The 24,287-nt window shown below is 73.4% G+C and carries 24 protein-coding genes; 12 read left to right on the top strand and 12 right to left on the bottom strand.

Annotated elements, in window-relative coordinates:
* Positions 1 to 2: 2 nt before the first annotated feature.
* Both VMR86_21615 and VMR86_21610 read right to left on the bottom strand, forming a co-directional pair.
* Positions 3 to 1,937, bottom strand: coding sequence for an acetoacetate--CoA ligase (locus tag VMR86_21615; GenBank protein ID HTO09664.1), 1,935 nt, complete (start codon positions 1,935 to 1,937; stop codon positions 3 to 5).
* Positions 1,938 to 1,953: 16 nt separating this feature from the next.
* Positions 1,954 to 2,994 (bottom strand): aspartate-semialdehyde dehydrogenase, encoded by a 1,041-nt coding sequence (locus VMR86_21610; protein ID HTO09663.1) that lies wholly within the window; start codon positions 2,992 to 2,994, stop codon positions 1,954 to 1,956.
* A gap of 52 nt (positions 2,995 to 3,046) precedes the next feature.
* Here VMR86_21610 and VMR86_21605 point away from each other — a divergent pair, with 52 nt between their 5' ends.
* The 7 genes from VMR86_21605 to VMR86_21575 all read left to right on the top strand — a co-directional run bounded on the left by VMR86_21605 (position 3,047) and on the right by VMR86_21575 (position 9,049).
* Positions 3,047 to 3,625, top strand: a complete 579-nt coding sequence (locus tag VMR86_21605) for a gamma carbonic anhydrase family protein (protein ID HTO09662.1) — start codon at positions 3,047 to 3,049, stop codon at positions 3,623 to 3,625.
* Complete coding sequence (locus VMR86_21600) at positions 3,622 to 4,200, top strand: histidine phosphatase family protein (protein HTO09661.1); 579 nt, start codon at positions 3,622 to 3,624, stop codon at positions 4,198 to 4,200. The genes VMR86_21605 and VMR86_21600 overlap by 4 nt, the downstream gene beginning before the upstream one ends.
* Positions 4,197 to 5,093 carry a 2-dehydropantoate 2-reductase gene (locus VMR86_21595; protein HTO09660.1) on the top strand — a complete coding sequence of 299 codons (897 nt, stop codon included), beginning with the start codon at positions 4,197 to 4,199 and terminating at the stop codon, positions 5,091 to 5,093. The genes VMR86_21600 and VMR86_21595 overlap by 4 nt, the downstream gene beginning before the upstream one ends.
* On the top strand, positions 5,090 to 5,458 hold the full coding sequence (locus VMR86_21590) for a VOC family protein (GenBank protein HTO09659.1): 369 nt from the start codon (positions 5,090 to 5,092) through the stop codon (positions 5,456 to 5,458). The genes VMR86_21595 and VMR86_21590 overlap by 4 nt, the downstream gene beginning before the upstream one ends.
* Positions 5,458 to 7,275 carry a PLP-dependent transferase gene (locus VMR86_21585; GenBank protein HTO09658.1) on the top strand — a complete coding sequence of 606 codons (1,818 nt, stop codon included), beginning with the start codon at positions 5,458 to 5,460 and terminating at the stop codon, positions 7,273 to 7,275. The genes VMR86_21590 and VMR86_21585 overlap by 1 nt, the downstream gene beginning before the upstream one ends.
* Before the next feature lie 271 nt (positions 7,276 to 7,546).
* A complete protein-coding gene (locus tag VMR86_21580) occupies positions 7,547 to 8,137 on the top strand; it encodes a response regulator (protein ID HTO09657.1) in 591 nt (196 codons plus the stop codon).
* Between the two features lie 18 nt (positions 8,138 to 8,155).
* Positions 8,156 to 9,049 carry an ATP-binding protein gene (locus VMR86_21575; GenBank protein HTO09656.1) on the top strand — a complete coding sequence of 298 codons (894 nt, stop codon included), beginning with the start codon at positions 8,156 to 8,158 and terminating at the stop codon, positions 9,047 to 9,049.
* Here the strand turns inward: VMR86_21575 and VMR86_21570 are convergent.
* The 4 genes from VMR86_21570 to VMR86_21555 are packed head-to-tail and all read right to left on the bottom strand — an operon-like array spanning position 9,043 to position 13,474.
* Positions 9,043 to 10,287: a nucleoside transporter C-terminal domain-containing protein gene (locus VMR86_21570; protein HTO09655.1), complete on the bottom strand. Its 1,245-nt coding sequence runs from the start codon at positions 10,285 to 10,287 to the stop codon at positions 9,043 to 9,045. The two genes, VMR86_21575 and VMR86_21570, sit on opposite strands and share 7 nt — an antisense overlap.
* 3 nt (positions 10,288 to 10,290) lie before the next feature.
* Complete coding sequence (gene thiE / locus VMR86_21565) at positions 10,291 to 10,947, bottom strand: thiamine phosphate synthase (GenBank protein ID HTO09654.1); 657 nt, start codon at positions 10,945 to 10,947, stop codon at positions 10,291 to 10,293.
* Positions 10,944 to 12,392, bottom strand: coding sequence for a sigma-54 dependent transcriptional regulator (locus VMR86_21560; protein HTO09653.1), 1,449 nt, complete (start codon positions 12,390 to 12,392; stop codon positions 10,944 to 10,946). The genes thiE and VMR86_21560 overlap by 4 nt, the downstream gene beginning before the upstream one ends.
* Positions 12,389 to 13,474: an ATP-binding protein gene (locus tag VMR86_21555; protein ID HTO09652.1), complete on the bottom strand. Its 1,086-nt coding sequence runs from the start codon at positions 13,472 to 13,474 to the stop codon at positions 12,389 to 12,391. The genes VMR86_21560 and VMR86_21555 overlap by 4 nt, the downstream gene beginning before the upstream one ends.
* Positions 13,475 to 13,565: 91 nt before the next feature.
* On the opposite strand from VMR86_21555, the gene glp reads away from it, so the two are divergent.
* The 5 genes from glp to VMR86_21530 are packed head-to-tail and all read left to right on the top strand — an operon-like array spanning position 13,566 to position 18,471.
* The gene (glp, locus tag VMR86_21550) at positions 13,566 to 14,834 is read left to right on the top strand and encodes a gephyrin-like molybdotransferase Glp (protein HTO09651.1); all 1,269 of its coding nucleotides are present in this window, start codon (positions 13,566 to 13,568) and stop codon (positions 14,832 to 14,834) included.
* Positions 14,831 to 15,409 carry a molybdenum cofactor guanylyltransferase gene (locus VMR86_21545; protein HTO09650.1) on the top strand — a complete coding sequence of 193 codons (579 nt, stop codon included), beginning with the start codon at positions 14,831 to 14,833 and terminating at the stop codon, positions 15,407 to 15,409. The genes glp and VMR86_21545 overlap by 4 nt, the downstream gene beginning before the upstream one ends.
* 9 nt (positions 15,410 to 15,418) lie before the next feature.
* Complete coding sequence (locus VMR86_21540; GenBank protein HTO09649.1) at positions 15,419 to 16,864, top strand: amidase family protein; 1,446 nt, start codon at positions 15,419 to 15,421, stop codon at positions 16,862 to 16,864.
* A gap of 7 nt (positions 16,865 to 16,871) precedes the next feature.
* Entirely contained in the window at positions 16,872 to 17,954 is a 1,083-nt protein-coding gene (locus VMR86_21535) for an LLM class flavin-dependent oxidoreductase (GenBank protein HTO09648.1), read from the top strand.
* Positions 17,955 to 17,961: 7 nt separating this feature from the next.
* Positions 17,962 to 18,471 (top strand): GNAT family N-acetyltransferase, encoded by a 510-nt coding sequence (locus VMR86_21530; GenBank protein ID HTO09647.1) that lies wholly within the window; start codon positions 17,962 to 17,964, stop codon positions 18,469 to 18,471.
* Here VMR86_21530 and VMR86_21525 read toward each other — a convergent pair.
* The 6 genes from VMR86_21525 to VMR86_21500 form a co-directional block, all read right to left on the bottom strand.
* On the bottom strand, positions 18,433 to 19,641 hold the full coding sequence (locus tag VMR86_21525; GenBank protein ID HTO09646.1) for a hypothetical protein: 1,209 nt from the start codon (positions 19,639 to 19,641) through the stop codon (positions 18,433 to 18,435). The two genes, VMR86_21530 and VMR86_21525, sit on opposite strands and share 39 nt — an antisense overlap.
* Positions 19,638 to 21,263, bottom strand: coding sequence for a VWA domain-containing protein (locus VMR86_21520; GenBank protein ID HTO09645.1), 1,626 nt, complete (start codon positions 21,261 to 21,263; stop codon positions 19,638 to 19,640). Before VMR86_21520 ends, VMR86_21525 begins: the two co-directional genes overlap by 4 nt.
* Complete coding sequence (locus VMR86_21515) at positions 21,260 to 22,294, bottom strand: VWA domain-containing protein (GenBank protein HTO09644.1); 1,035 nt, start codon at positions 22,292 to 22,294, stop codon at positions 21,260 to 21,262. Before VMR86_21515 ends, VMR86_21520 begins: the two co-directional genes overlap by 4 nt.
* Positions 22,272 to 23,141, bottom strand: coding sequence for a hypothetical protein (locus tag VMR86_21510; GenBank protein ID HTO09643.1), 870 nt, complete (start codon positions 23,139 to 23,141; stop codon positions 22,272 to 22,274). Before VMR86_21510 ends, VMR86_21515 begins: the two co-directional genes overlap by 23 nt.
* The gene (locus VMR86_21505) at positions 23,138 to 23,989 is read right to left on the bottom strand and encodes a DUF58 domain-containing protein (protein HTO09642.1); all 852 of its coding nucleotides are present in this window, start codon (positions 23,987 to 23,989) and stop codon (positions 23,138 to 23,140) included. The genes VMR86_21510 and VMR86_21505 overlap by 4 nt, the downstream gene beginning before the upstream one ends.
* On the bottom strand, positions 23,986 to 24,287 hold a 302-nt coding region (locus tag VMR86_21500), incomplete at its 5' end, for a MoxR family ATPase (protein ID HTO09641.1). The genes VMR86_21505 and VMR86_21500, both read right to left, overlap by 4 nt.

Here is a 24,287-nt window from a genome sequence, read left to right as displayed (position 1 = left end):
GCCTAGGAGCGGAGCTCCGCGCGCCCGCGGAACTGCTCGAGCGCCTCCGGGTTCGCCAGCGCCTCCAGGTTCTTGGGCGTGCGCCCGTGGACCACGTCGCGCACGGCGAGCTCGACGATCTTGCCGCTCTTGGTGCGGGGAATGTCGCCGACCTGGACGATGCGCGCGGGCACGTGTCTCGGCGTGGCGTGCGTGCGAATGGCCGAGCGGATGCGCGTCTCGAGCTCGGAAGACAGCGTGACTCCCTCGCGCAGGCGCACGAACAGCACCACGCGCACGTCGCTCTCCCAGTCCTGTCCCACGGCCAGCGCCTCGACCACCTCGTCGAGCTGCTCGACCGGACGGTAGATCTCGGCCGTGCCGATGCGCACGCCGCCCGGGTTCAGCACGGCGTCGGAGCGCCCGAACAAGGTCATGCCGCCGTGCCCGGTGAGCTCGACCCAGTCGCCGTGGTGCCACACGCCCGGGAAGCGCTCGAAGTAGGCCGCGCGGTAGCGCGCGCCGTCGGGGTCGTTCCAGAAGCCCAGCGGCTGGGTCGGGAAGGCACGCGTGCACACGAGCTCCCCCTTCTCGCCCGGCGGGAGTGACTGGCCGCGCTCGCCGAACACCTCGACCTTCATGCCCAGCGCGAGACACTGCGCTTCGCCGCGCCACACCGGGAGCGTCGGGCTGCCCGCAACGAAGCAGCCGGCGATGTCGGTGCCGCCCGAGATCGACGACAGCAGGACGTCCTCTTTGATGCCGCCGTACACGAAGTCGAAGCTCTCCGGCGCCAGCACCGAGCCGGTCGACAGGATCGTCTTCAGCGCGGACAGGTCGTGGGTCTTCTCGGGCTCGAGCCCCGACTTGCGGACCGCGTCGAGATACTTCGCTGACGTGCCGAACACCGTGACCCGCTCGCGCTCGGCCAGGTCCCACAGCACGCGCTCGCCGGGCTGGAAGGGCGAGCCGTCGAACAGCAAAAGCGTTGCGCCCGTGGCCAGACCGGTCGCGAGCCAGTTCCACATCATCCAGCCGCAGGTCGTGAAATAGAACAGCCGGTCGGCGCGCGAGACGTCGGAGTGCAGGCGCTGCTCGACCGCGATCTTCAGCAACAGCCCGCCCGCGCAGTGCACGATGCCCTTCGGGATGCCCGTCGTGCCCGACGAGAACAGGATGAACAGCGGGTGGTCGAACGGGAGTCTCTCGAAGTGCAGAGCGACGGGCCGGACCGCGATGCGCTCGAAGTGCTCCGCGCCCGAGAGCGGCGCGCCGCCGAGGAACGGGATCGACACCACGTGTTGCAGCGTGGGCAGGCCGCGGTAGATCTCGCTGACCCGCTCGGCGAGTGAGTGGCTCTTGCCGCCGTACCAGTAGCCGTCGGCGGCGAACAAAACCTTGGGCTCGATCTGCCCGAAGCGGTCCAGCACGCCGCGCACCCCGAAGTCGGGCGAGCACGAGGACCAGATCGCCCCCAGCGAAGTGGCGGCCAGCATGGCCACGATCGCCTCGGGGCAGTTCGGCACGATGCCGGCGACCCGGTCGCCGGCGACCACGCCGGCCTGGCGCAGCCAGGCGGAGACCGCGCCCACCTGCCGGCGCAGCTCCTGCCAGGAGAGCTCGCGCCGGGCGCCCGTCTCGCTCACGAAGATCAGCGCGGGCGCCGAGTCACTGCGCGCGAGCAGGTTCTCGGCGTAGTTGAGCCGCGCCTCGGGGAACCACTTCGCGCCCGGCATGCGGTCGTCGACGAGATAGGGCGCCCAGCCCGGCTCGCCGACCAGTTCGCAGAACTCCCAGGCCGCGCGCCAGAACGCCGCGCGCTCGTCGACCGACCAGCGCCAGAGATCGGCGTACGCCGGGAACGACTGCCCGGTCTGTGACTCGCTGCGCCGCCGGAAGCGCGTCAGCGCAGCGCGCTCGATGCGCTCGGCCGACGGCGACCAGAGCGGCGCAGTCACGGGGAGAGTCCCGCGCTCAGCGCAGGCCGCGCCGCATCAGCTCTTCGGCGATCTGCACCGCGTTCAGCGCCGCGCCCTTGCGCAGGTTGTCGCCCACGGTCCAGAGCCAGAGCCGATCGCTGTTCAGGTCGCGGCGGATGCGGCCCACCAGCACGTCGTCGCCGCCCGCGCAGTCCACGGGGGTGGGGAAGACGTCGTGCTTGGGGTCGTCCATCACGCGCACGCCGGGGAACGCGGCCAGCGCGGCGCGCGCCTGGTCGGGCGTGATCGCGGGCTCGGTCTCGAGCAGCACCGACGCCGAGTGACCCACGGGCACGGGCACGCGCACGCAAGTCATGGCGACGTCGAGCGCGGGATCCTCGAGGATCTTGCGCGTCTCGTGCAGCAGCTTGACCTCCTCGGTCGAGTAGCTGTCGTCGCGGAAGGTCTCGCACAGCGGCACGACGTTGTTGGCGATCTGCGCCTTGAACGTCTTGGGCGCCGGCACGGGCCGGCCCGCGGCGATGGCCTGGATCTGACTCTCGAGCTCCTCCACGCCCGGCACGCCGGCGCCGGAGGCGGACTGGAACGTGGTGACCACGGCGCGTTTCAGCTTGCCGAGCGCGCGCAGCGGCGCGAGCGCCATCACGAAGGGCGTGGTGGTGCAGTTCGGGCTGGCGACGATGCCCTGGTGCTTCTCGAGCGCGGCGCCGTTGATCTCGGGAATCACCAGCGGCACCTGCGGATCCATGCGCCAGGTGTTCGACTTGTCGATCGCGATGCCACCGCGCTTGGCGACCTCGGGCGCGAGCTCCTTCGCGAGCGCGCCGGTGGCGGCGAAGAAGGCGAAGTCGACGCCGTCGAACGCCTCCGCGCGCGCGAGCTCTACGGGCAGCGTCTGGCCGCGGAAGCGGACGGTCGCGCTGCCGGCCGAGCGCTCGCTCGCGAGCGGCCGCAGCTCCGAGACGGGGAACGAGCGCTGCTCCAGGATGCGCAGCAGGACCTCGCCGACGGCGCCCGTGGCGCCGGCGATCGCGACCACGCGGCCGCGCGACGGGTCGGGGGTGTTCTTGGCCATAGGGGGCCGAATCCTATCGTCGGATCGGCGTTCGTGCCAAGCTTTGGCCCCGGTGGAGTCTCTCCAGTCGATTCACGGATCCGTCTGGATCGCCCCCGGCGTGCAGATCTACGGCCGGGTCACCATCGGCGCGCACGCGAGTCTCTGGCCGCACGCGGTCATTCGCGCCGAGGCGCAGGAAGTGCGCATCGGGCGCATGACCAACATCCAGGACTTCGCCATGCTGCACGTGGGCTACGACGCGCGCACGGTGATCGGTGACTTCTGCTCGATCACGCACCGCGCGACCGTGCACGGCTGCACGATCGGCGACCACTGCCTGATCGGGATCGGCGCCACGATCATGGACGGTGCGGTGATCGGAAAGGGCTCGATCGTGGGCGGCGGGGCGCTCGTGCCCGAAGGCAAGGTGTTTCCGCCCGGCTCCATCCTGGTGGGCGTGCCGGCCAGAGTGATCGCCACGCGCGACGCGTCGCGCGAGAACCGGCTGAACGCCTGGCAGTACCAGCGCAACGCGAGTCACTACGCGCGCGGCCTGCACCGCGCCTGGGACGGCCCCGAGTATCGCGCCTGGATCGCGGCCAAGCGCGCCGAGGTCGAGGCCGACCGCGACCTCGAGGTCGAGCCGTGAAGGGCGCCGGCCCGATCTGGCTGGTCCGTCACGGCGAGACGGAGTGGAACGTCGCAGGCCGCAGGCAGGGCAGCCTCGACTCGCCGCTCACCCCGCGCGGGATCGAGCAGGCGGTGGCCGCGGGCCGCGTGTTGCGCGCGGCGCTGCGCGAGCGCACTGACGTCGTGCTCGAGTGCAGCCCGCTCGGCCGCGCGCAGCGCACGGCCGAGATCGTGTGTCGCGAGCTGGGCTGGCCCGAGACCTCGATCGTGACCCATCCGCTGCTGGCGGAGCTGCGCCAGGGGACCTGGGAGGGACTCACTCCGCCGGAGATCGACGCGCGCTATCCCGGCGCGCGCGCCGCGCGCGAGCGCGACAAGTGGCACTACGTGTTTCCGGGCGGCGAGAGCTATGCGGACGTGGCGCTGCGCGCGCGCGCCTGGCTCGCGGCCCGAAAGCCGGGCGTGCACACCATCGCGGTGACTCACGAAATGTTCAGCCGCACGCTGTTCGGTGCCTACTTCGACCTGGAGCCGGCTCGCATGCTCGAGTACTCGCACCCGCACGGCCGCGTCGTGGCCCTGGGCCTGGAATGAGCCCGGCTCCGATGCGCATCGCCTGCGTGGGGGTGGGCGCGATCGGCGGCGCGCTCGCCGCGTCGCTCGCCGCGCAGGGCCGGCACGAACTCGTGCTGTGCGTGCGCCGGCCGTTCGAGCGGCTGGTGGTCGAGTCACCGGCGCGCCGCATCGACGTGGCGCTGCGCTGCGAGACCGACCCCGCGCGGGTCGGCCCCGCCGACTGGGTCCTGCTGGCGACCAAGGCGCACGAGGTGCCCGGCGCGGCCAAGTGGCTGGCCGAGCTGGGCCGCCCGGGCGCCGTGATCGCGGTGGTGCAGAACGGCGTCGAGCAGCGCGCACGAGTCACTCCGTTCGCGGGTGAGGCCGAGGTGCTGCCGGTGGTGGTCGAGCTCCCGGCCGAGCGCACGGCTCCGGGCCGGGTGCGCATGCGCGCCGGCGGACGGCTCACGGTGCCGGCGGGACCGGCCGGTCAGGCCTTCGCGGCGCTGTTCGCGGACACGGGCTTCCCGGTCGAGGTCACGCCCGACTTCACCACGGCCGCCTGGCGCAAGCTGTGTCTCAACGCGGCCAGCGGCGCGCTGTGCGCAGCGACGGCGCGCCCGATCGAGGTGTTGCACGAGCCCGGCATGGCGGAGCTCGCGCTCGGCCTCATGCGCGAGTGTCTGGCGGTGGCGCGCGCCGAGGGCGCCGCGCTGGGCGACGAGGTCGCCGACGAGATCCTGGCGCGCTGTCTCGCCTTGCCGTCGGGCTCGGGCAACTCGATGCTCTACGACCGGCGGGCGGGCCGGCCGCTCGAGCTCGATGCGCGCAACGGGGCGATCGTGCGCATCGGAGCGCGGCACGGCATCGCGACGCCGCTGAACGGCGCACTGTGCGCGCTGCTCGCGGCGCTGCCGAAGGGGGAGACGTGAAGATCCAGAGTGTGACTCCGCAGCTGCGGACCACCGACCTTGCCGGCTCGATCCGGTTCTACACCGAGATCCTGGGCTTCGAGCTCGCGTTCCAGTACCAGGACTTCTATGCGGGCATCTGCGCGGGCGCGTACGCCTTCCACTTGAAGCTCGTCGACGCAGCCGATCCCTCGATCGCGTTCGCGCGCGCGGGCGAGCACGTGCACCTCTACATCGGCGTCGACGACGTGCGCGCGGCCGCGCAGGAGCTCGCTGCGAAGGGCGTGCGGCTCACGCGCGGCGTCTACGAGACGGCGTACGGAACGCGCGAGCTCTCGCTCGAGGACGACCAGGGTCACTCGCTCTACCTGTTCGAGAGCCGCTGATGGCTGACCGCTCGCTTCTCGACGCCGCACGCGAGCTCTCGCCGCTGCGCAAGACCACGGGCGCACGGAGCGTCGAGGCGCTGGTGCGCGAGCAGCTGGCGCACTTCTCGCTCGACCCGGAGAGCGAGCTCGGGCGCGAGCTGGCCGAGGTCGCCACGCACGTGTACCGCGCGAACCAGGCCATGCACGGCCTGTGGGACGCCACGGTCGCGCGACTGGCGGCGCTCGACCGCAAGGACCGGATCGCGTTCTGGAACGCCAAGCGCTTCCTGTGCTTCCAGCTGGCGAAGCTGCTCGACACGCTGCAGAACCCGATGCGCAAGACCTGGCAGTCACTCTCGCTCGAGCAGGGCCATGCCGCGCAGCGCGGGCCCTACGCCATGTTCGACAACGTGACCGCGATCTTCAGCTCGACGCCGGTGATCACGCGCACCGCCACATACCTGTACGCCTGCACCGAGTGGATCGACGACGCGTTCCAGGGCAAGGAGCTCCTGCACGAGATCTACTCGCGGCTCATGAACCCGACCTCGACGTGTCTCGCGAACTACATCGTCGACGTCGAGGCCGGGCCGCTGGCCGGCGAGTATTTCGCCTGGAACTTCAACTCGGGCATGGCGGCGATCGACGCGGTGCTGGCGCACCTGGTCGGCTACCGCGACGTCGTGCTCTCCAGCCGCAACGTGTACGGCGGCGCGCACCAGCTGCTGGCGGACTGGTACGGCAAACGCAGCAACCTGGACGTGGCCGTGGAGTGGTTCGACGGCTTCGGCGCGCGCGACTTCGAGCTCGCGCTGGCGGAGCTGCGCGCGGTGCACGCGGAGCGATTGCGCCAGGGCCGAAACGTGTACGTGTATCTCGAGTCGCCCTGCAACCCGCACGGCTACGTGCTCGACGTGCCCGCGATCTGCCGGGCCGCGCACGACGCAGGGCTCGAAGTGATCTGTGACTCGACCGTGGGCACGCCGTTCCTGCACCCGGTGCTGCGCCGCGCCGACCCGCGCGAGCGGCCCGACTTCGTGATCCACTCCTACACCAAGGACCTGGTGGGCACCGGCACCACGACCGCCGGCGTGGCGATCGCGCGCAACGAGCGCATGTTCCTGCCCAAGGGCAGCCGGGTCACGGTGCCCGCGCCCGCCGGCGGCACGCGCGAGATCGACTGGAGCGAGACGCTGTTCTGGAACGTGTACTACGTGAAGGGCGCGTTTCTCGACGCGGACAAGGCGTTCGAGGTGATCAACGGCATGCGCACGCTCGAGCTGCGCATGCTGCAGAAGTGCATCTCGACCGCGACGCTGGCGCGCGCGCTCGCGAGTCACCCCGGCGTGCAGGTGCACTGCAACGCGGTGCCGGGCAACGAGAACGCCGAGCTGTGCCGGCGCACGATGGTGCTGGGTCTCTCGGCGCCGCTGTTCACGATCTCGTTCGAGGGCTCGGGCATTCCGATCGCGGCCTTCAAGCGCTTCTTCGATTGCCTCGAGCCGGCCTTCGGCCTGCAGGTGAGTCTCGGCCAGGTGAACACCGTGGTGCTGTGCCCCGCGCAGACCAGTCACTCGGAGCTCTCGGCCGAGGCGCTGGCCGCGGCCGGTATCTCGCCGACCACGATCCGCATCGCGGTCGGCGACGAGGACCCGCGGGCGCTGCTGGCTCACTTCCAGCGCGCCGCCGAGCTCGCGCTCGACCCGGTGAGCCCGGGTTTCTCGAAGCGCTTCCCGGCGCCCGCCGACGTGGACGAGCTCTATCGCTCGATCTACCTCGGAACTCACGAGCGTTATGTCCGCTCGCAACCAACGATGGCCGAGCTCCTGGCCTGAAGCGCCGGCGACCGAAAACCCAGCAGAAGCGCAAAGGGCGGACGGTGAGCTGCCGCTCACCGCCGCCCCAGCGGAGCCACCCTAGAAACGAATCGCTTCCTCGGATCGCTCAGGTGCGAGAGGGAAGGGATCTGTTCTCACACCACTGGAAGAGTGCGCTGTTCTCGGTCGGACCGGAATGCAAGACTACTTGCGGGGTCCGACTCCGTCGGATCTTCACCCGGGCTCCGGTCCGGGCGTGGTACTTTGGGATACGAGGGGGAGGGTGGTGATGTTCCCGCAACCAGAGCGCGTGCTCATCGTGGAAGACCACAAACCCTTGCGGCAGGCGATCGCGCGAGCCGGCCGTGGCTGGGGCGCCGAGGTGCTCGAGGCCGGCACCGTGCGGGAAGGCCAGGAGCTGCTCGCGCGCCTGCCCGACGTCGTGATCGTCGACGTGGCTTTGCCGGACGGTCAGGCCCTGCCGATCGTGGAAGAGGCCGTGCGCATGCGGCCGGCTGCCGCAGTGATCGCGATGAGTGGCCAGGCGTCGGCCGAAGAGGCCTTTCAGCTCGCCCGCTCCGGCGCGCGCCGCTATCTGCGCAAGCCGATCTCGCTCGAGGAGCTGACCCGCTCGGTCGAGGAAGCGATGGCCGATCGGCCGGACCTCGGCGCCTTCGTCGCCGCGCACGTCGGCAACACGCCGCTGCGCGAAGTCCAGGGCGAGGTGCGGCGGGTCATGATCGAGCAGGCGCTCGCCAAGGCGAACAACAGCCGCAGCGGCGCCGCGCGGCTGCTCGACCTGACGCGCCAGGCGGTCCAGCAGATCGTGCGCGAGCTCGACGCCGGCGACCGCCGCCGCGGCGGGCGCGAGCAGAGCTGAGCCGCCCCGAGCGGGCCCGTGCACGGCGTCGCGCTGTTCCTGCTCGGCGCAGCGGCGGGCGCGCTGCCGCTGGCGCTCCTGTGCGCGAGGCTCGCCTCGGTGTCGCGCGCGCGCCGGCAGCGCGGGGAGGCGCTGCGCGGCGCGCTCGACGCGCGCATCTGGCAGGACCAGGTCGAGCGCGTCGTTTCGCGCAGCGACGTTCCGGACGAGGTGCGCCGCCGCCGCCACGAGTCGAACAACGCGCTCTCGACCGCGCTGCTCTCGGCGCAGTTCCTGTTCTCGGTGGCCGCCGGCGAGCGCGCGGAGTCACTCAGCGACCAGAAGACGGCGGCGGGCGAGCTGGTCGAGGCGCTGCAGCGGCTGAAGCGCCTGATCGGCGAGGCCCAGGGCGTGGCCACCACGACCACGAGCCCGCGCGCGCCGCTGGTCAGCGCCGTCCGTCTGCTCGAGGCGGTGACTGCCGCCGCAGCGCGGCTGCGGGCGCGCTTCCCGCGGCTGGCGCTCGAAGTCGAGCTGGCGCGCCCCGCGCTCGAGGGCGCGCGCGTGGTGGTGTGCGCCGGCGCGGAAGGTCTGGCCGGCCTGCTCGACGCGCTCTTGATGAACGCCTGCGAGGGCGACGGCGCGCGCGGCGCCACGCGCGTCGTGCTGCGCATCGGCGCCGAGGGTGAAGTCGACGTGGTCTCGCTCGAAGTGACCGACGACGGCCCGGGCTTCTCTGCGGCGCAGCTCGGCGAGTCACTCCAGCCGTTCGCGAGCGCGAAGCCGGGGCGGCTGGGCCTGGGCCTGTACACCGCCGAGCACATCCTGGCGGCGAGTGGCGGCTCGCTGCGGCGCGAGAACGGGCCGCGCGGCGGCGCGCGAGTCACTGCCTTCCTGCCGGCCGCGCCGGAGCCGGCGGCCGGGACTCAGTAGATCGCGCCCGCGATCGCGGCCGTCATGAAGCTCGCGAGCGAGCCGGCGAGCAGCGCGCGCAGCGCGTCGCGCGCCACGTCGCTGCGCCGCTCGGGCGCGATCCCGCCCAGCCCGCCGATCTGGATCGCGAGCGAGCCGAAGTTCGCGAAGCCGCACAGCGCGTAGCTCGCGATCACGATCGAGCGGGGGTCGAGTGTCTCGCGCTGGTCGGCGAGCATGCCGAAGGCGATGAACTCGTTGAGCACGGTCTTCACGCCCAGGAGCTCGCCGACCTTCGCCGCGTCGTGCCAGGGCACGCCCAGCAGGAACGCCAGCGGCGCGAGCGCACTGCCCAGCAGCGACTCCAGCGAGAGCCGGGGCATGCCGAGCCCCGCGCCCAGCCAGGCCAGCAGCGCGTCGGTCATGTGAATCAGCGCCACGAACGCGATCAGCATGCCGCCGATGTTGATCGCGAGCCGCACGCCGTCGATCGCGCCCGAGGCCGCGGCGTCGATCGCGTTCACGGTGGTGCGCGGGACGTCCACGCGCACCTCGCCCGAGGTCTGCGGCACGCCCTCCTCGGGCACCATCAGCTTGGCCACCGCGATCGCCGCGGGCGCGGCCATGAAGCTCGCCGCCACCAGGTGACCCGCGTACGCGGGCCCCAGCATGCCCATGTACGCGACCAGCACGGAGCCGGCCACCGTGGCCAGGCCCGCGGTCATCACGCAGAACAGCTCGCTGCGGGTGAGCGACGGCACGTAGGCGCGGATCATGAGCGGTGACTCGGCCATGCCCAGGAAGATCTCGGCGATCGCCGCGAGTGACTCCGCGCCGCTCGTGCGCAGCGTGCGCCGCAGCCCGATCGCCAGCACCTCGACCACGCGCTGCAGCACGCCGAAATGCTGCAGCACCGCGAACACGCTCGACATGAACACGATGATGGGCAGCACGCGGATGGCGAACACGTAGGGCAGGTGCAGCGGCTGGCCGTCGGGCCCGAGCACGATCTCGGGCCAGCGCCCGAACACGAACTCGATCCCGGCGTTGGCCGCGCCCACGAACGCGTCGGCGCCGTCGCTGGCCTTGGCGAACAGCCAGCCGCCCCAGGGCGTGCGCAGCACGAACAGCGCGATCGCCAGCTGGATCGCGAGCGCGCTGGCGATCGTGCGCCAGCGGATCGCCGCGCGGTTGCTCGAGCAGGCCCAGGCGATCCCGAGCAGGACGAATACCCCCAGGACACTGACTGCGCGATCCAAGCGCTAGCGACTCCCGGGGGGTGACTCGAAGAACCGGGCCTGAAGGTAACGCGTCGCGGCCGCCGGGTCCGGCGCGTCGGCGACCGCCGAGATCACGGCCGCGGCCGCCGCGCCCGCGGCGCGCACGCCCGCCACGTTCCCGGCGTCGATCCCGCCGATCGCCACCAGCGGGTGCGCCGCGAGTGACACGGCCTCGCGCAGCGCCTCGAGCCCGCGCGGCGAGTACTCCGACTGCTTCGAGGCGGTGCCGAACACCGGGCCGAAGGCCACGCAGTCGATCGGCAGCGCCCGGCTGGCCTCGACCTGCGCGCGCGTGTGAGTCGAGAAGCCGATCCAGAGCCGCCGGCGCACGTCCGCGGGCACGAGCGCGGGCGGGACGTCGTCCTGGCCCAGGTGCACGCCGTCGGCGCCCGCGAGCGCCGCGAGGTCGAAGCGGTCGTTCACGAACAAGAGGGCCCCGGCCGCGCGCGTGCGCTCGAGCGCCCGGCGCGCCAGCGCCAGCGCCGCGCCATCGGGGGTGTGCTTCAAGCGCAGCTGCAGCACCGTGGCGCCACCGGCGAGCGCGCCTTCGACCTGCGCCAGCGCGTCGTTCTTCCAGCGCGGGTCGTCGTCGCACAAGACGTACACGCCGCGCAGGCGCTCGAGGCCGACGCGAGTCACCTCTCGTATTCGTCGCCGTCGGCCGGGCCCAGGCCGAGCTCGGCGATCTTCTTGCGCAGCGTGTTGCGGTTGATGCCGAGCAGGCGCGCGGCCTGGATCTGGTTGCCGCGCGAGCGCGTGAGCCCCTCGCGGATCACCGCGCGCTCGAGCCGGGACACGAAGCTCCAGTACGGCCCCGTGCCGTCCTCCTCGGCGCCCGGCTCGCCGTTGGCGAGTCTCTCGGCCAGCTCGCGGCGCGCCAGCTCCGACCAGTCGGCGGCGCCCGAGGGCGTGGCGCTGGTGGCGTGCTCGATGTCGTCGGCGGTGATCACGTCGCCCGCCGCGAGCACGAGCGCACGCTTCACCGCATTCTCGAGCTCGCGCACGTTGCCGGGCCAGGCGTGGCGCGTGAGGCGCTCGAGCGCGGCCTCGGTCGGCCAGCGGCGCGGCACCCCGAGCTCCTGCGAGAAGCGCTCGATGAAGTGACTCACGAGCAGCGGCACGTCGGCGCGCCGCTCGCGCAGCGGCGCGATGCGCACCGGCACGACGTTCAGCCGGAAGTACAGGTCTTCTCGGAACTTCTTTTCGGCGACCAGGCCCGGCAGGTCGCGGTGCGTCGAGGCCACGATGCGCACGTCGATCGGAATCGCGTGGCGCGCGCCCAGCGGCACCACGAGTCTCTCCTGCAGCACGCGCAGGAGCTTCGCCTGCAGCGGAAGCGGCAGGTCACCGATCTCGTCCAGGAGCAGCGTGCCGCCCTCGGCCTCGCGGAAGCGTCCCACCCGCGCCTCGGTCGCGCCCGTGAACGCGCCGCGCTCGTGGCCGAACAGCTCGGCCTCGATCAGCTCCGAGGGCAGGGCGGTCATGTTCACCGCCACGAACGGGCCTTCGCGGCGCCGGCCGTGGTAGTGGATCGCGCGCGCGACCAGCTCCTTGCCGGTGCCGCTCTCGCCCAGGATCAGCACCGCGGCGTCGCTCGCGGCCACGCGGCCGATGGTCTTGAACAAGTCGAGCATGACCGGTGTCTTGCCGACCAGCGCCTCGCCCGCGCGGAACGCGTCGCCCACCTGGCGCCGCAGCTCGGCCACCTCGCCGCGCAGGCCGCGCAGGATGCGCGCCTTCTCGACCAGCGCTTGCACCTGCGGCAGGTCGAAGGGCTTGGTGAGATAGTCGAACGCGCCGCGCTTCATGGCCTCGACCGCGTTCTCGAAGGTGTTCTGCGCGGTGAGGATCACGACCAGCGGGCCGTCGCTGCCGCGCGCGGCGACTTCATCGAGCAGCTCGAGGCCCGACGGCCCCGGCATGCGGATGTCGAGCAGCGCCAGCTCGAAGCGCTGCGACGCGAGCAGCTGGCGCGCCTCGTTCCCGTCGGCGGCTTCGACCACGTCGTGGCCGGCCTCGACCAGCGCCTCGCGGAGCACGAAGCGGATCGAGGACTCGTCGTCGGCGATCAGCACGCGCGTCATGCGGGCTTCCGCAGCGGCAGCTCTACACGCATTCGTGTACCCATCCCCACCCGGCTCGTGACCTGGATGCGCCCGCCCTGGCGCACCGTCCAGTGCTGCGCGACCGCCAGCCCCAGCCCCGTGCCCTGCGCGCGGCGCGTGAAGAACGGCGTGAACAAGAGCGGAAGGTCCGCCTCCGGAATGCCGGGGCCGGTGTCCTCCACGTCGACGCGCACCATGCGTGCGCGCTCCGGGCCGACGCGCTCGAGGTGATAGCCGGCCTCGATGCGCGTGCGCAGCGTGAGCGTGCCCTTGCCCGCCATCGCCTGCACGGCGTTGCGCACCAGGTTGAGCAGCACCTGGGTCGTGCGGTCGGGGTCGAAGTCGAACTCGGGGATGCTCGGGTCGTACTCGCGCAGCACGCGCACCCCGCGCCAGCTCTCGCTCTTGCTGTGGAGCTCCACCAGGTCGTCGATCACGCGGTGCAGGTTCGCGCGCCGCGGGCGCAGGTCACCGCCGCGCGTGAGCTCGGCCAGGTCGTCGAGCAAGCGGCGCATGCGCTCGGTCTCGGCGCGGATCAGCTCCGCGTAGCGCTGCTGGCCGGGGTCGTCGAGCTTGCCCAGCAGGAGCTCCGCCGCGCCGCGGATCCCGCCCAGCGGGTTGCGCAGCTCGTGCGCGATGCCGGCGGCGAGCTGAGCGAACAGCGCGGCGCGCGCTCGCTGGCCCAGGAGGTCTTCGAGCTCGAGGCCGATCGTGCGGTCGGCGAGCGATAGCACCGCGCCGCGGACCTCGCGCCCGACGCCGATCGGCGAGGCCGTCAGGTCGACCACCAGCGCGCGCCCGCCCAGGCGATCGCGCACGCGCGCGCCGTGCTCGGCGACCTCGCGGCCTTCGTGCAGCGCCGTCTCCAGCACGGTCACCGCCGGGTGGTCGGGTCCGAGGCTCTCGGTGAGCGGCCGGCCCAGGGTCGAAACGCCCGAGAGGCCGAGGATCCGGCTGGCCTCGGGGTTCTGGAGCTCGACCCGGCCGTCGGCGTCCGCGGCCAGCACCCCCACCCGCAGCGAGCCGAAGATGGCGTCGAGACGCTCGGCGGTCTCGGTCATCGGGGGGTTTTCCGCTGCATATACTGGGCTCTCGGGTCGCGTGGGGGGAAAGCTGCCTAGGATTTGGGCAGACTAACATCGAGGAGGCGGAATGCGCGAGGGGCAGGGGCAGCGACCGGTGGAGGCAGAACGGACCTCGGTCAGCGTGGCCGAGGCGCGCGAGCTGATCCTGGGCTCGGTCGCGCCGCTCGGGATCGAGACCGTGGGGCTGGCCGAGGCGACCGGGCGCGTGCTCGCGGAAGAGGTCGTGGCCGGCGTCTGGATCCCGCCATCCGACAACTCCGCGATGGACGGATACGCGGTGCGCGCTGCGGACACCGAGCGCGCGCCAGTGACTCTGGCGGTGGGCGAAGACCTGCCCGCGGGCAAGCGCAGTCAGCGCAAGCTCCTGCCCGGCGAGGCCGCGCGTATCATGACCGGCGCGGCCATGCCCGAAGGCGCCGACGCGGTCGTGATGGTGGAGGACACCGAGACCGAGGGCAGCCGGGTACGCATACACAAAGCTGCGTCGCTCGGTCAGCACGTGCGGCGCGCGGGCGAGGACGTGCGGCCCGGCACCCGGATCGCCGGCCCCGGTGCCGTGCTGCGCGCGCCGCTGTGCGGCATGCTCGCGGCGCTGGGCCGCGCGCTGGTCGCCGTGCGCGCGCGCGCGCGCGTGGCCGTGCTCGCCACCGGCGACGAGCTGGTCGAGCCCGACCGGCTGCGCGACGATGGGCGCATCGCCAGCTCGAACTCCTACGCGCTGTGCGCGGCGCTGCGCGAGATCGGCGCCGAGCCGGTGTATCTGGGCATCGCGCCCGACGAGCCGGCCGAGATCGAGGCGCGCTTCCGCGCCGCGCTGGCCTGCGACGCCGTGATCTCGACCGGCGGTGTCTCGGTCGGCGACCGCGACTGGATCAAGCAGGTGCTGCTCGGGCTGGGCGGCGAGATGCGCCTGTGGCGCGTGGCGATGCGGCCGGGCGCGCCGCTGGCCTTCGTGCGCGTGGCCGGGAAGCCGGTGTTCGGTCTGCCGGGCAATCCCGTCTCGACTTACGTCACGTTCGAACAGTTCGTGCGGCCGTCGCTGCTGCGCATGATGGGACACACCAACGTGTACCGGCCGGTGGTGTCCGCGCGGCTCGATGCCGATTACGCCAAGCCCGCGGGCCGCGCCCACTTCGTACGCGTGGCGCTCGAGTCGCGCGCCGGTGAGCCGTGGGCGCGCGTGGCCGGCGAGCAGGGCTCGAACATCCTGCTGGGGCTGGTGCGCGCCGACGGGCTCGCGTTCGTGCCCGCAGAGACCACGCGCCTGGCGCGCGGTGAGCGCGTGCCAGTGCAGCTGCTCGGCGGCGAGTCACTCTCGTCCGAGCCCGGGATTTGAAGCTCACGCACGTCGAGGGCGCCGTGCTGTGCGGCGGCGAGTCCACACGCATGGGCCGGGACAAGGCCACGCTCGAGCTCGACGGCGTGCCGCTCGCGCTGCGCGTGGCGAATGCGTTGGGCCGCTGCCTGGGGCGCGTGCGCCTGGTCGCGAAGGACGACGCGCTGCGGGCGCTGGGCCGCGACGTGATCGTCGACCGCCATCCGGAACGCGCGGCGCTGGTCGGCGTGGCCGCGGCGCTGGCGGCGTGCGAGGCTCCCGCGGTGCTGGTGGCGGCGTGCGACCTGCCGCATCTCGACCCGCGCGTGGTGCTTGCGCTGTGCGCGCTCGCTCCCGTCGACGGGCCGGCCGACGTGATCGCGCCCGTCGGAGCGCACGGTCCCGAGCCGCTGTGCGCGATCTACCGCGCGCGCCTCCTGCCCGAGCTCGAGCGCCGCATCGCGCGCGGCGAGTTCGCGCTGCAGGCGCTCTTGCGCGACTCCGCATGCACGCTCGTTCCCGAAGCCGACCTGCGCGCGCTCGACCCGAGCCTGCGCTCGTTTCGCAACGCGAACTCGCCCGACGATCTGCGTTAGGCTGCGGCGATGGCAAACGATTGGACCTGGACCGACGCCGTCGGGCAGGCCGAGGCCGTGGCCAAGGGCGATGCGTCGCCCAAGGAGCTGGTCGAGGCCGCGATCGCCCGCATCGAGAAGCTGAACCCGCAGCTCAACGCGGTCGTGACTCCGCTGTTCGAGAAGGCGCGCGCGCAGGCCGCGAGTGACTTGCCGAGCGGGCCGTTCCGCGGCGTGCCGTTCCTGCTCAAGGACCTGATCTGCGCCAGCGCGGGCGACCCGCTGGCGAGCGGCAGCCGGCTGATGAAGTCACTGGGCGTGATTCCACCGGTCGACACGAACCTGGCGGCGCGCTACCGCGCGGCGGGTCTTGTGTTCCTGGGCAAGACCTCGACGCCGGAGTTCGGACTCACCGCCACGAGCGAGGCGCTGGCCTACGGGCCCACGAAGAACCCGTGGGATTTGACTCGCTCGCCCGGCGGCTCCAGCGGCGGCTCGGCCGCCGCGGTGGCGTCGGGCATGGTGCCGGCGGCGCACGCGAACGACGGCGGCGGCTCGATCCGCATCCCGGCGAGCCTGTGCGGCATCGTGGGGCTGAAGACCTCGCGCGGCCGGATCTCGCTCGGCCCGCTGGCGGGCGAGGGCTGGAACGGGCTCGCCGGCGAGCACGTGGTGTCGCGCACCGTGCGTGACTCGGCCGCGCTGCTCGACGCCACGCAGGGCTACATGCCCGGTGACCCGTATGCCGCGCCCGAGCCGGAGCGCCCGTATCTCTCCGAGGTCGGCCGCGCGCCGGGCCGGCTGCGCATCGGTCTCATGGACCGCTCGCCCGGCTGGGCGCCGCAGCCGCTGCACGCCGACTGCGCGGCCGCGGTGCGGGACGCGGCGAAGCTGCTCGAGTCACTCGGCCACACCGTCGAGCCGAGACACCCGGCGGCGATCGACGACCCGCAGGCGCCGAAGACCCTGTACCACATCATCATCGCGCAGACCGCGGGGCTGCTGGCGATCGTGGAGGGCATGATCGGCCGCCCGATCCGCCCCGACGAGCTCGAAGTCTGGACCTGGGCGCTGTGGCAGGAGGGCAAGAAGATCGCGGCGCTCGACTTCCTGTCGGCGGTCGAGTGGCGCAACGTGATCTCGCGCTCCTTCGGCGAGTTCTACAGCTCGGGCTTCGACCTGCTGCTGACCCCCACCCTGGGTGCGCCGCCGCTGCCGCTCGGCTCACTCACTCCGGAAAGCTCTGCGCCGCTCGCCACCTGGGACAAGCTCCTGGCGTTCATCCCGTTCACGCCGATCCAGAACATGACCGGCGAGCCGGCGATCTCGCTGCCCTTGTACTGGAACGCCGCCAAGCTGCCGATCGGCGTGCAGCTGGTGGCGCCGTGGGGGCGCGAGGACGTGCTCTACCGCATCGCCGGCCAGCTCGAGCAGGCCCGGCCGTGGCGCGAGCGCAAGCCGCCCGTGCACGCGTGAGTCGCCGATGAAGTTCGGGGCCATGGTCGCGACCAAGCTGGACGACTGGCGCATCTTCCAGGAGTGCGAGTCACTCGGCTACGACCACGGCTGGGCGCCGGACTCGCAGATGATCTGGTCGGACTGCTACGCCACACTGGCGCTGGCCGCGGCGAACACCTCGCGCATCCGCTTGGGCACCGGCGTGGCGATCGCGCCCACGCGGCTCGCGCCGGTGACCGCGCACTCGATCGCGTCGATCGCGCGGCTCGCGCCCGGGCGCGTCTTCCTCGGCATCGGCACCGGTCACACGGCCATGCGCGTCATGGGCATGAAGCCGATGGTGCCGCGAGAGTTCCGCGAGTATCTCCGCGTGGTGCGCGGCCTGCTGGCGGGCGAGGAAGTCACGTACACGCACGGCAGCGAGACGCGCGCGATCCGTTTCCTGCACCTCGACCGCGGCTTCATCGAGCTCGGCCAGCCGATCCCGATCTGGGTGGCCGCCAACGGGCCGGGCGCGCTGCGTGCCGCCGGGGCGTACGGCGACGGGCGGATCTCGGCGCTGAACGAGCCGCCCGCCATGACCCGGCGCAGCCTGGCGGCGATCGAAGCCGGCGCGCGTGAGCTCGGCCGCAAGCTGCCTGCCGACTTCCACACCGCGGCGCTCACCACCGCGGTGGTGCTCCGGCCGGGTGAGACACTCTCGAGCGAGCGCGTGATCGACGCCTGCGGCTCGCAGGTCGCCGCCGCCTGGCACTACGCCTGGGAGGGCTGGCGCATGGACCCGTCGGCGGGCCCGCCCGTCCCGCCCGCGCTCGCCGGCCTGTTCGAGGAGTACTGCGCCTACGTGGACAAGATGGAGACGCCGCCCGAGAAGCGATATCTCCAGATCCACGAGGGTCACTGCTGCTTCCTGGTACCGGCCGAGCGGCGCTTCGTGACTCCAGAGGCGATCCGCACCTGGATCCTGGCGGGCACGCCCGACGAGCTCGTCCACCAGCTGCGCGAGGCCGAGGCCGCGGGGCTGCGCGAGATCACGCTGCTGCCGCCGATGGACCAGGCGCGCGAGCTGTTCCGCGACTTCGCCAAGCAGGTGATCGAGCGCTACTGACTCGAGCGTGACGCTTCGCATCCGCCCGGCCAGGCGCGAAGACTCCGGCGCCATCGCCGCCATCAACCGCGCCGGGCTGCCCGGCGTGACGCGCTTCGCGCCGGGCGAGATCGAGGCGTGCGTCGAGAAGGCGACGCTGTTCTGGGTCGCCGAGCAGGCCGGCGAGGTCGCGGGCTACCTCTTGGTGTTCGGCGAGGGCTTTCCGGAGCTGGGCGACGAGTACCGCTGGTTCTCCGCGCGCCATGCGCGCTTCCTGTACGTGGACTCGATCGCGATCGCCGAGCCGCAGCGGCGCGCGGGCGTGGGCCGCGCCTTCTACGCCGAGCTCGCACGCGAGGCGCGCCGCCGCGCGCTGCCGTACATCGTCTGCGAAGTGAATCTCGACCCGCCCAACCCGCGCTCGCTCGCCTTCCACGCCGCGCAGGGCTTCGCCGAGGTGGGCCAGCTGCGCGTCTCGGACGGGCGCTTCGTGTCGCTCTTAGAGCTCGAGATAGGCTCGCGCGCGCTCCAGGAGTGACTCGTCGTCGGCCGTGCGGCGCGCGAAGCGCGCCCGGTCCAGCGCTTCCAGGAGCTCGATCGCCTCGCGCTCCGCGCCGCGCGCCGAGAGCTCGGGAGGCGTGAGCGGCAGGGCGTCGCAGCGGTGGCGCGCGCCGACGCCGGTGCGCACGGCTCTCGCCAGGAGTGAGTGGAACTCGGGGGTGCCGCGCGCGGCGCGCGCGGCGTCGAACGCGGCGCGCGGCGAAGCTGCGGCGGGCGCGAGCAGGCGCGCGAGCTCTGCCCGCCGCCAGCGCCACAAGAGCGCGCCCGACAGCGCGAGCGCCACGGCGGCCCCCAGCAGGAACGGCCAGGCCTCCCAGGGCTCCTCGGCCGAGAGCGGCGCGCGTTTCTTGAACGGAGAGCGCGGCTCGTCGTCGGCGCTGCCCGAGAACACGTCGAACACCAGCGCCTCGCTGCGCGCGCTCTCGACCTTGCCGCTCGCGGGGTCGAAGTAGGACAGCTCGAGCGGATCCATGCGCACGCGGCCCACGGCCGAGGGCACGAGCGCGTAGCGGAACGTGCGGCGCGTGGTCGCGCGGCCGCCGCTCTCGCCGATCGAGACGTGCGGGGGCTCCGCGAAGACCTCGACGCCCGGCAGCCGCGCCTCGAGCGCGGGCGGAGCGGCGTCCCACACGTTGGCCTCGCCGGCCAGGTCGATGGTCAGCGCGAGTGACTTGCCCAGCCGCAGGCGGTCGTCGCCCGGCTGTACGTGCAGCTCGAGCTTGCCGACCAGGAGATCGGGAGACACTCCGGCCGGCAGCGGCTTCACGCGCACGCGCGCGCCCGGCACGGGCACTTCCGTCTCCGCCTCGCCCTCGCCGGCCAGGGTCAGCTTCGAGGGCGCGATCTCGATCTCGCCCGCGCGGGTGGGAAACAGCGCGCGCCGGAACTCGGTGCGGTGCAGGCCGCCGGGATCGTCTGGCAGCGCGCGCGTGCCGAGTCTCTCGGCCCAGAAGCCGTCGAAGGGGGGCGGGTCCCAGCTCGCGCGCGCGTCGGCCGGGTGCAGGATCTCGAGTGACAGCACGACCTGCTCGTGCAGATAGACCTGCTCGCGATCGAGCCGCACGCGCACCTGCAGCGGCGGCGCGTCGGCGGCCCCGGCTCGGGCCGCGGCGAGACACAGGAGCAGCGCCAGCGCCGCCCGAGTCACCACGTCTTTCCGCCCGGGTGGGCGCGCGGGCGCCCGCCGGTCGCGTTCGTGATCTCCTGGCGCAGCGCGTCGCCCACCGGCTCGTCGAGCGTGTCGAGCCACTTGCGCGCCTCCTGCTGGTCGAGCGAGCCGCGCTCGGGGCGCGCGTCGCTCTGCCGCGGGCGCGGGTCACTCGACTCGCCCTGGCCGGAGTCCCTGTCTCTCTGCTTGGGCTCGTTCGACGGCTCGGGCTGGGGCGGCGGGGGCGGCGTGGGCAGGATGTGCGCCACCGCCCACTCGTAGTTGAACTTCGCCTCGAGGCTCGTGGGATCGGCGACCAGCGCCGCCCAGTACGCGTCGCGCGCCTCTTCGAAGTGCTGCTTGGCGACGAACGTGTTGCCGAGATTGAAGCTGGCCGCGAAGCGCGCCTCGGGGTCGTCGGACGAGAGCAGGCGCAGCGCCTCGAGATACGAGCTCGCCGCCTGGTCGATGCGCTCGAGCCGGTAGAGCGCGTTCCCGATGCGGATCGAGAGCCGCGGGTCGCGCTCGAGCGTGGCCGCGGCCTCGTGGTAGAGCGCGAGCGCTTCGTCGGGCTTGCCCGCCTCGAGCGCCTCGTCTCCGCGCGCGACGAGCCTGCCCTCGCCGAACGCGCCCAGCGCCAGCGCCGCGCTGGCCGCCGCAGCGGCGTGCGCGCGGCGAGTCATGCGCCGGCGCGCGCGCAAGCCGCCGCCCGAGAGCCAGATCTCCGCGGCGAGCGCAGCGGCGGCCGCAGCCAGAAACGGGGCCAGTGAGTCGCGCGGACGCGGCGGCGCCGGCGAGGCCTGCGCCTCGCGCGGCGGCAGGAGCTGCTCGGGCCCGGGCCGCGCTTCGATCTCGCGGAAGTACGCGCCGTCGGTGCCGTCGGCGATGTGCTGCAAGAGGCCGTCGTTGCGCCGCGACACGGTGCTCTCGCCGCTGCGCACCGCTTCGGCCAGCGCGGCCTGGCCCGGCACGGGCCCGCCCTCCGCGGTGCCGTAGCCGATCGCGACCACGCGCACGCCCAGCGCCCGCAGCTCGCCGATCTGTGACTCGGGCGGCGCGCCGAAGTCCTCGCCGTCGCTGAACAAGAGCAGCGTGCGCGGCCGGCTGGAGCGCGGGTCGAAGGCGCGTCCGGCCTGCTCGAGCGCGCGCCCGAGCTCACTGCCGCGCAGCGAGATCGTGTCGCTGTCGAGCGCGCGCAGATAGGTGAGCACGGCGTCGCGGTCCTGCGTGAGCGGCAGCGCGATGAACGCGTCGCCCGAGAACACGACCAGCGCGAGCCGCTCGCCCTTTGCGTGCTCGACCACGCGCTCGGCGGTGCGCAGCGCGCGCCGCAGGCGCGAGGGCGCGACGTCGGCGACGTCCATGCTGAGCGACACGTCGACCGCGAGCACCACGTCGGCCCCGGCGCCCGAGTGCTCCTCGGGCGTGCTGACCGCGCGCTGCAGCGCGGCCGCGAGACAGCCCGCGGCGAGCGCGAGCGCCGCCGCGCCCGCCATGCGCCGCCGGCCCGCCGGGTCCCGGCCCAGCCACGCGCACAGCTCACGCCGGCCGCGCCACGCGGAGTGCAGCGCCAGCGCAGTCACCGCGGCGGCCGCGAGCCACGGCCAGGCCAGCTCGCTCACGGCAGCCTCCGCACCAGCCCGTGCGCCGTCAGGGCCTCGGCCAGCAACAAGGCCAGCGCGAGCATCAGGGTGAGCGGCGCGAGTGACGCGTGCCGGAACTGCGGGTCCTGCTGCTGCGGCCGCGCCTCGAGCCGGTCGATGGCATCGGCCACGGCGCGCAGGTCGTCGGGCTTGCGCGCGTGGAAGAAGCGCCCGCCGGTGGCCGCCGCCACGGCCTGGAGTGTCTCGCGGTCGAGGTCCACGCGCTCGAAGCGCATGGGCGCCTCGGCTCCGGGCTGCGCGAACGGCACCAGACCCTCGCTGCCGATGCCGACGGCGTGGATGCGCACGCCCGAGGTCTGCGCGAGGTCGGCCGCGGTGCGTGGGGCGAGCTTTCCGGAGTTGTGCCGGCCGTCGGTCACCAGCACGACGATGCGGCGCGCGTCCTCGGGCCCGCCGGTGACTTGCAGCCGGCGCGTCGCCAGGCCGATCGCCTCGCCCAGCGCCGTGGCGTCGCCCACCACGCCCACCTCGACCCGGTCGAGCGCCTCGAGCACGAGCCGGTGGTCGACGGTCAGCGGACACTGCGTGAACGCGTGCTCGGCGAACACGACCAGACCGATCCGGTCGCCGCCGCGCGCGCGCACGAAGTCGGCGACCACGCGCTTGGCGAGCTCGAGGCGAGTCACCTGGCGCCCCTCGAGCTCGCCGTCGAGCGCGAGCATGCTGCCCGAGGCGTCGAGCGCGATCACCAGATCGACCCCCGAGCCGGCCGCCGGGTTCTCGGCCAAAAGCCCCACCGGCCGCGCGGCAGTCACTGCCACGAGCGCGAGCGCCGCGCAGCGCAGCGCGAGCGAGGCGGCCCAGGGCAGGTCGAGCGCGCGCAGGACGCCGCTCGGGCCCGTGGCCGGAACGCGCAGGCGCCGCGGCCCGCGCGCGCTGGCCAGCACCGCGAACGCCGCCACCGCGGCCAGCCCGAGCCAGAGCACGGCTGGTGACTCGACCGTGAGCGCGCGGGCCGAGAGCGCGCTAGCCGCGAAGGTTCGCCACATGCCTCACGCGCTCCCGGGCGCGCTCCGCGACGTCGGCCAGCCCGCTGCGCTCGGGCCGGCGCGCGAAACGCGCGCGCTCGAGCCCGGAGAGGATGCTCGCGATCTCGCCGTCGACCTCCGCGGGCAGCTCGCGCGGAGTCACCGAGGCGGTATTCAGGTGCCAGCAGGCCGCGACGAAGCCGAGCAGCGCCGCGCGCACGCGGCCGGCGAAGCTGCGCGCATCGGCATCGCCCTCCGCGCCCTCGAGCGCGGCCAGCGCGGCGCGGCCCGCGCTGGCCACCTGGCCCGCGGCGACCTCCGCTGCGAGCGCGCGCCGGCGCGCCGCGCGGAAGCCCAGCACGACGGCCAGCGCAGCAGCCGCGCCCAGCGCGAACACCCAGGGAGCGACCGGCTTCTGCGGCGGCGCCGTGCGGATGTCGAACACCGCCGCGCGCTCCGGCAGGTCGGCCTTCACCGACAGCACGGGCAGCGGCATGCCGCCGACGTGGAGCGCCTGCACCGCGCCGTCGGGCCGCACCAGCGGAATGTCGAGCCACGGCAGCTCCTGCTCGCCCACGGCGCGCGCGCGCACGGTCCACAAGAGGTGGTGGCGCAGGCCGCCGGGCACCGCGATCGGCGGCACGAGCTGGACCGAGTCCGACGCGAACTCGCCCGTCGAGGGCGCGGGTGGGGTCTGCAGCGCGTAGCCGGCCGGTGTCTCGACCTCGACGGTGACTCCGATCGGCTCGCCGACGCGCGTCTCGCTGCGGTCCAGGGTGACTCGCGCGCCGATCCCGAGCGCGGGCGTGACGTCGCGGCCGCAGGCGGCGAGCGCGAGCGCTGCGGCGAGCACGAGCGCGCGATTCACCGGCGCCTCCGCGCACGCTCCTCGAAGAAGCGCAGCAGGCTGGGCAGGAGCCGCGCGCCCGTCCACAGCTCGCCGTAGTCCGCCCCCAGCGCCCGCAGCGCGCGCTCCGCGACCGGCGCCTCGAGCGCACGCGCGCCGTCGGCCGCGCGCCGCCAGACCAGCGCCCGCCCGCCCTCGGCGCCGCGCACCCGCACCGGCGGCAGGCCGCGCGGCGGCTGGTCGGAGGCGTCGCGCACGCGCAGGGCCACCAGGTCGTGCTTGCTCGCGCAACGCCGCAGCGGCGCGCCCGGGTCGGGGAACAGGAAGTCCGAGATCAGCACCACCACCGAGTGTCTCGGCAGCTTCTCCGCCGCCCAATCGAGCGCCGGGCCCGCGTCGGTGCGCTCGGCGGGCGCAGTCACTTCGAGCGCGCGCAGCACGCGCTCGCGCTGCAGCGCCCCCGTGCCCGGAGAGAGCACGCGCTGGAGCCGTTCGCCGAACAGCGCCAGCGCCACGCGGTCTTGCGAGGCGATCGCCGCCGTCGAGAGCGCCGCGCACGCGCGCCGCACGGCGTCCTGTTTGGTCGCGCCGGCCGTGCCGTGCTCGAGCGAGGGCGACACGTCGACCAGGAGCGCCAGCACCAGGTCGCGCTCCTCGCGCATGCGCTTGGCGATCGGCCGGCCCAGGCGCGCGGTCGCGTTCCACTCGATCCAGCGCACGTCGTCGCCGGGCGCGTAGTCGCGCAGCTCCTCGAACGTGAGTCCCTGGCCGCGGAACGCGCTGCGGTAGGCGCCGGTCAGCGACGTCGTGACGTCGCGCCGGGCGCGCACGCGGAGTCGGCGGGCGAGGCCGGCGGCCTCGCCGGTCACGGAGTCGGGACCGCCGCGAGCAGCTCGCGCACGATCGCGTCGGAGGTCTGGCCCTCGGCGGCGGCCTCGTAAGTCAAGAGCAGCCGGTGGCGCAGCACGGACGGCGCCACCTGCTTCACGTCCTCGGGCAGCACGAAGTCGCGCTGCTCGAGATAGGCGCGCGCGCGCGCCGCCTCGATCAGATAGATCGACGCGCGCGGTGAGCCGCCCAGCGCCACGCTGGCGAGCGCACGGCTTCTGGCCACCAGCGCCACGGCGTAGTCGTAGAGCGACGGCTCGACGTGCAGCGCGCGCACGG

This window comes from Myxococcota bacterium, assembly GCA_035498015.1.
GTDB lineage: Bacteria > Myxococcota_A > UBA9160 > SZUA-336 > SZUA-336 > VGRW01.
This window is presented reverse-complemented; position numbering and strand designations above follow the sequence as displayed.

Excerpts from the sequence above, each read along its gene's own strand:
- VMR86_21610 (HTO09663.1), bottom strand. The coding sequence starts at position 2,994 with ATGGCCAAGAACACCCCCGACCCGTCGCGCGGCCGCGTGGTCGCGATC.
- VMR86_21595 (HTO09660.1), top strand. The coding sequence starts at position 4,197 with ATGAGCCCGGCTCCGATGCGCATCGCCTGCGTGGGGGTGGGCGCGATC.
- VMR86_21585 (HTO09658.1), top strand. The coding sequence starts at position 5,458 with ATGGCTGACCGCTCGCTTCTCGACGCCGCACGCGAGCTCTCGCCGCTG.
- VMR86_21580 (HTO09657.1), top strand. The coding sequence starts at position 7,547 with ATGTTCCCGCAACCAGAGCGCGTGCTCATCGTGGAAGACCACAAACCC.
- VMR86_21560 (HTO09653.1), bottom strand. The coding sequence starts at position 12,392 with ATGACGCGCGTGCTGATCGCCGACGACGAGTCCTCGATCCGCTTCGTG.
- VMR86_21555 (HTO09652.1), bottom strand. The coding sequence starts at position 13,474 with ATGACCGAGACCGCCGAGCGTCTCGACGCCATCTTCGGCTCGCTGCGG.
- glp (HTO09651.1), top strand. The coding sequence starts at position 13,566 with ATGCGCGAGGGGCAGGGGCAGCGACCGGTGGAGGCAGAACGGACCTCG.
- VMR86_21540 (HTO09649.1), top strand. The coding sequence starts at position 15,419 with ATGGCAAACGATTGGACCTGGACCGACGCCGTCGGGCAGGCCGAGGCC.
- VMR86_21535 (HTO09648.1), top strand. The coding sequence starts at position 16,872 with ATGAAGTTCGGGGCCATGGTCGCGACCAAGCTGGACGACTGGCGCATC.
- VMR86_21515 (HTO09644.1), bottom strand. The coding sequence starts at position 22,294 with ATGTGGCGAACCTTCGCGGCTAGCGCGCTCTCGGCCCGCGCGCTCACG.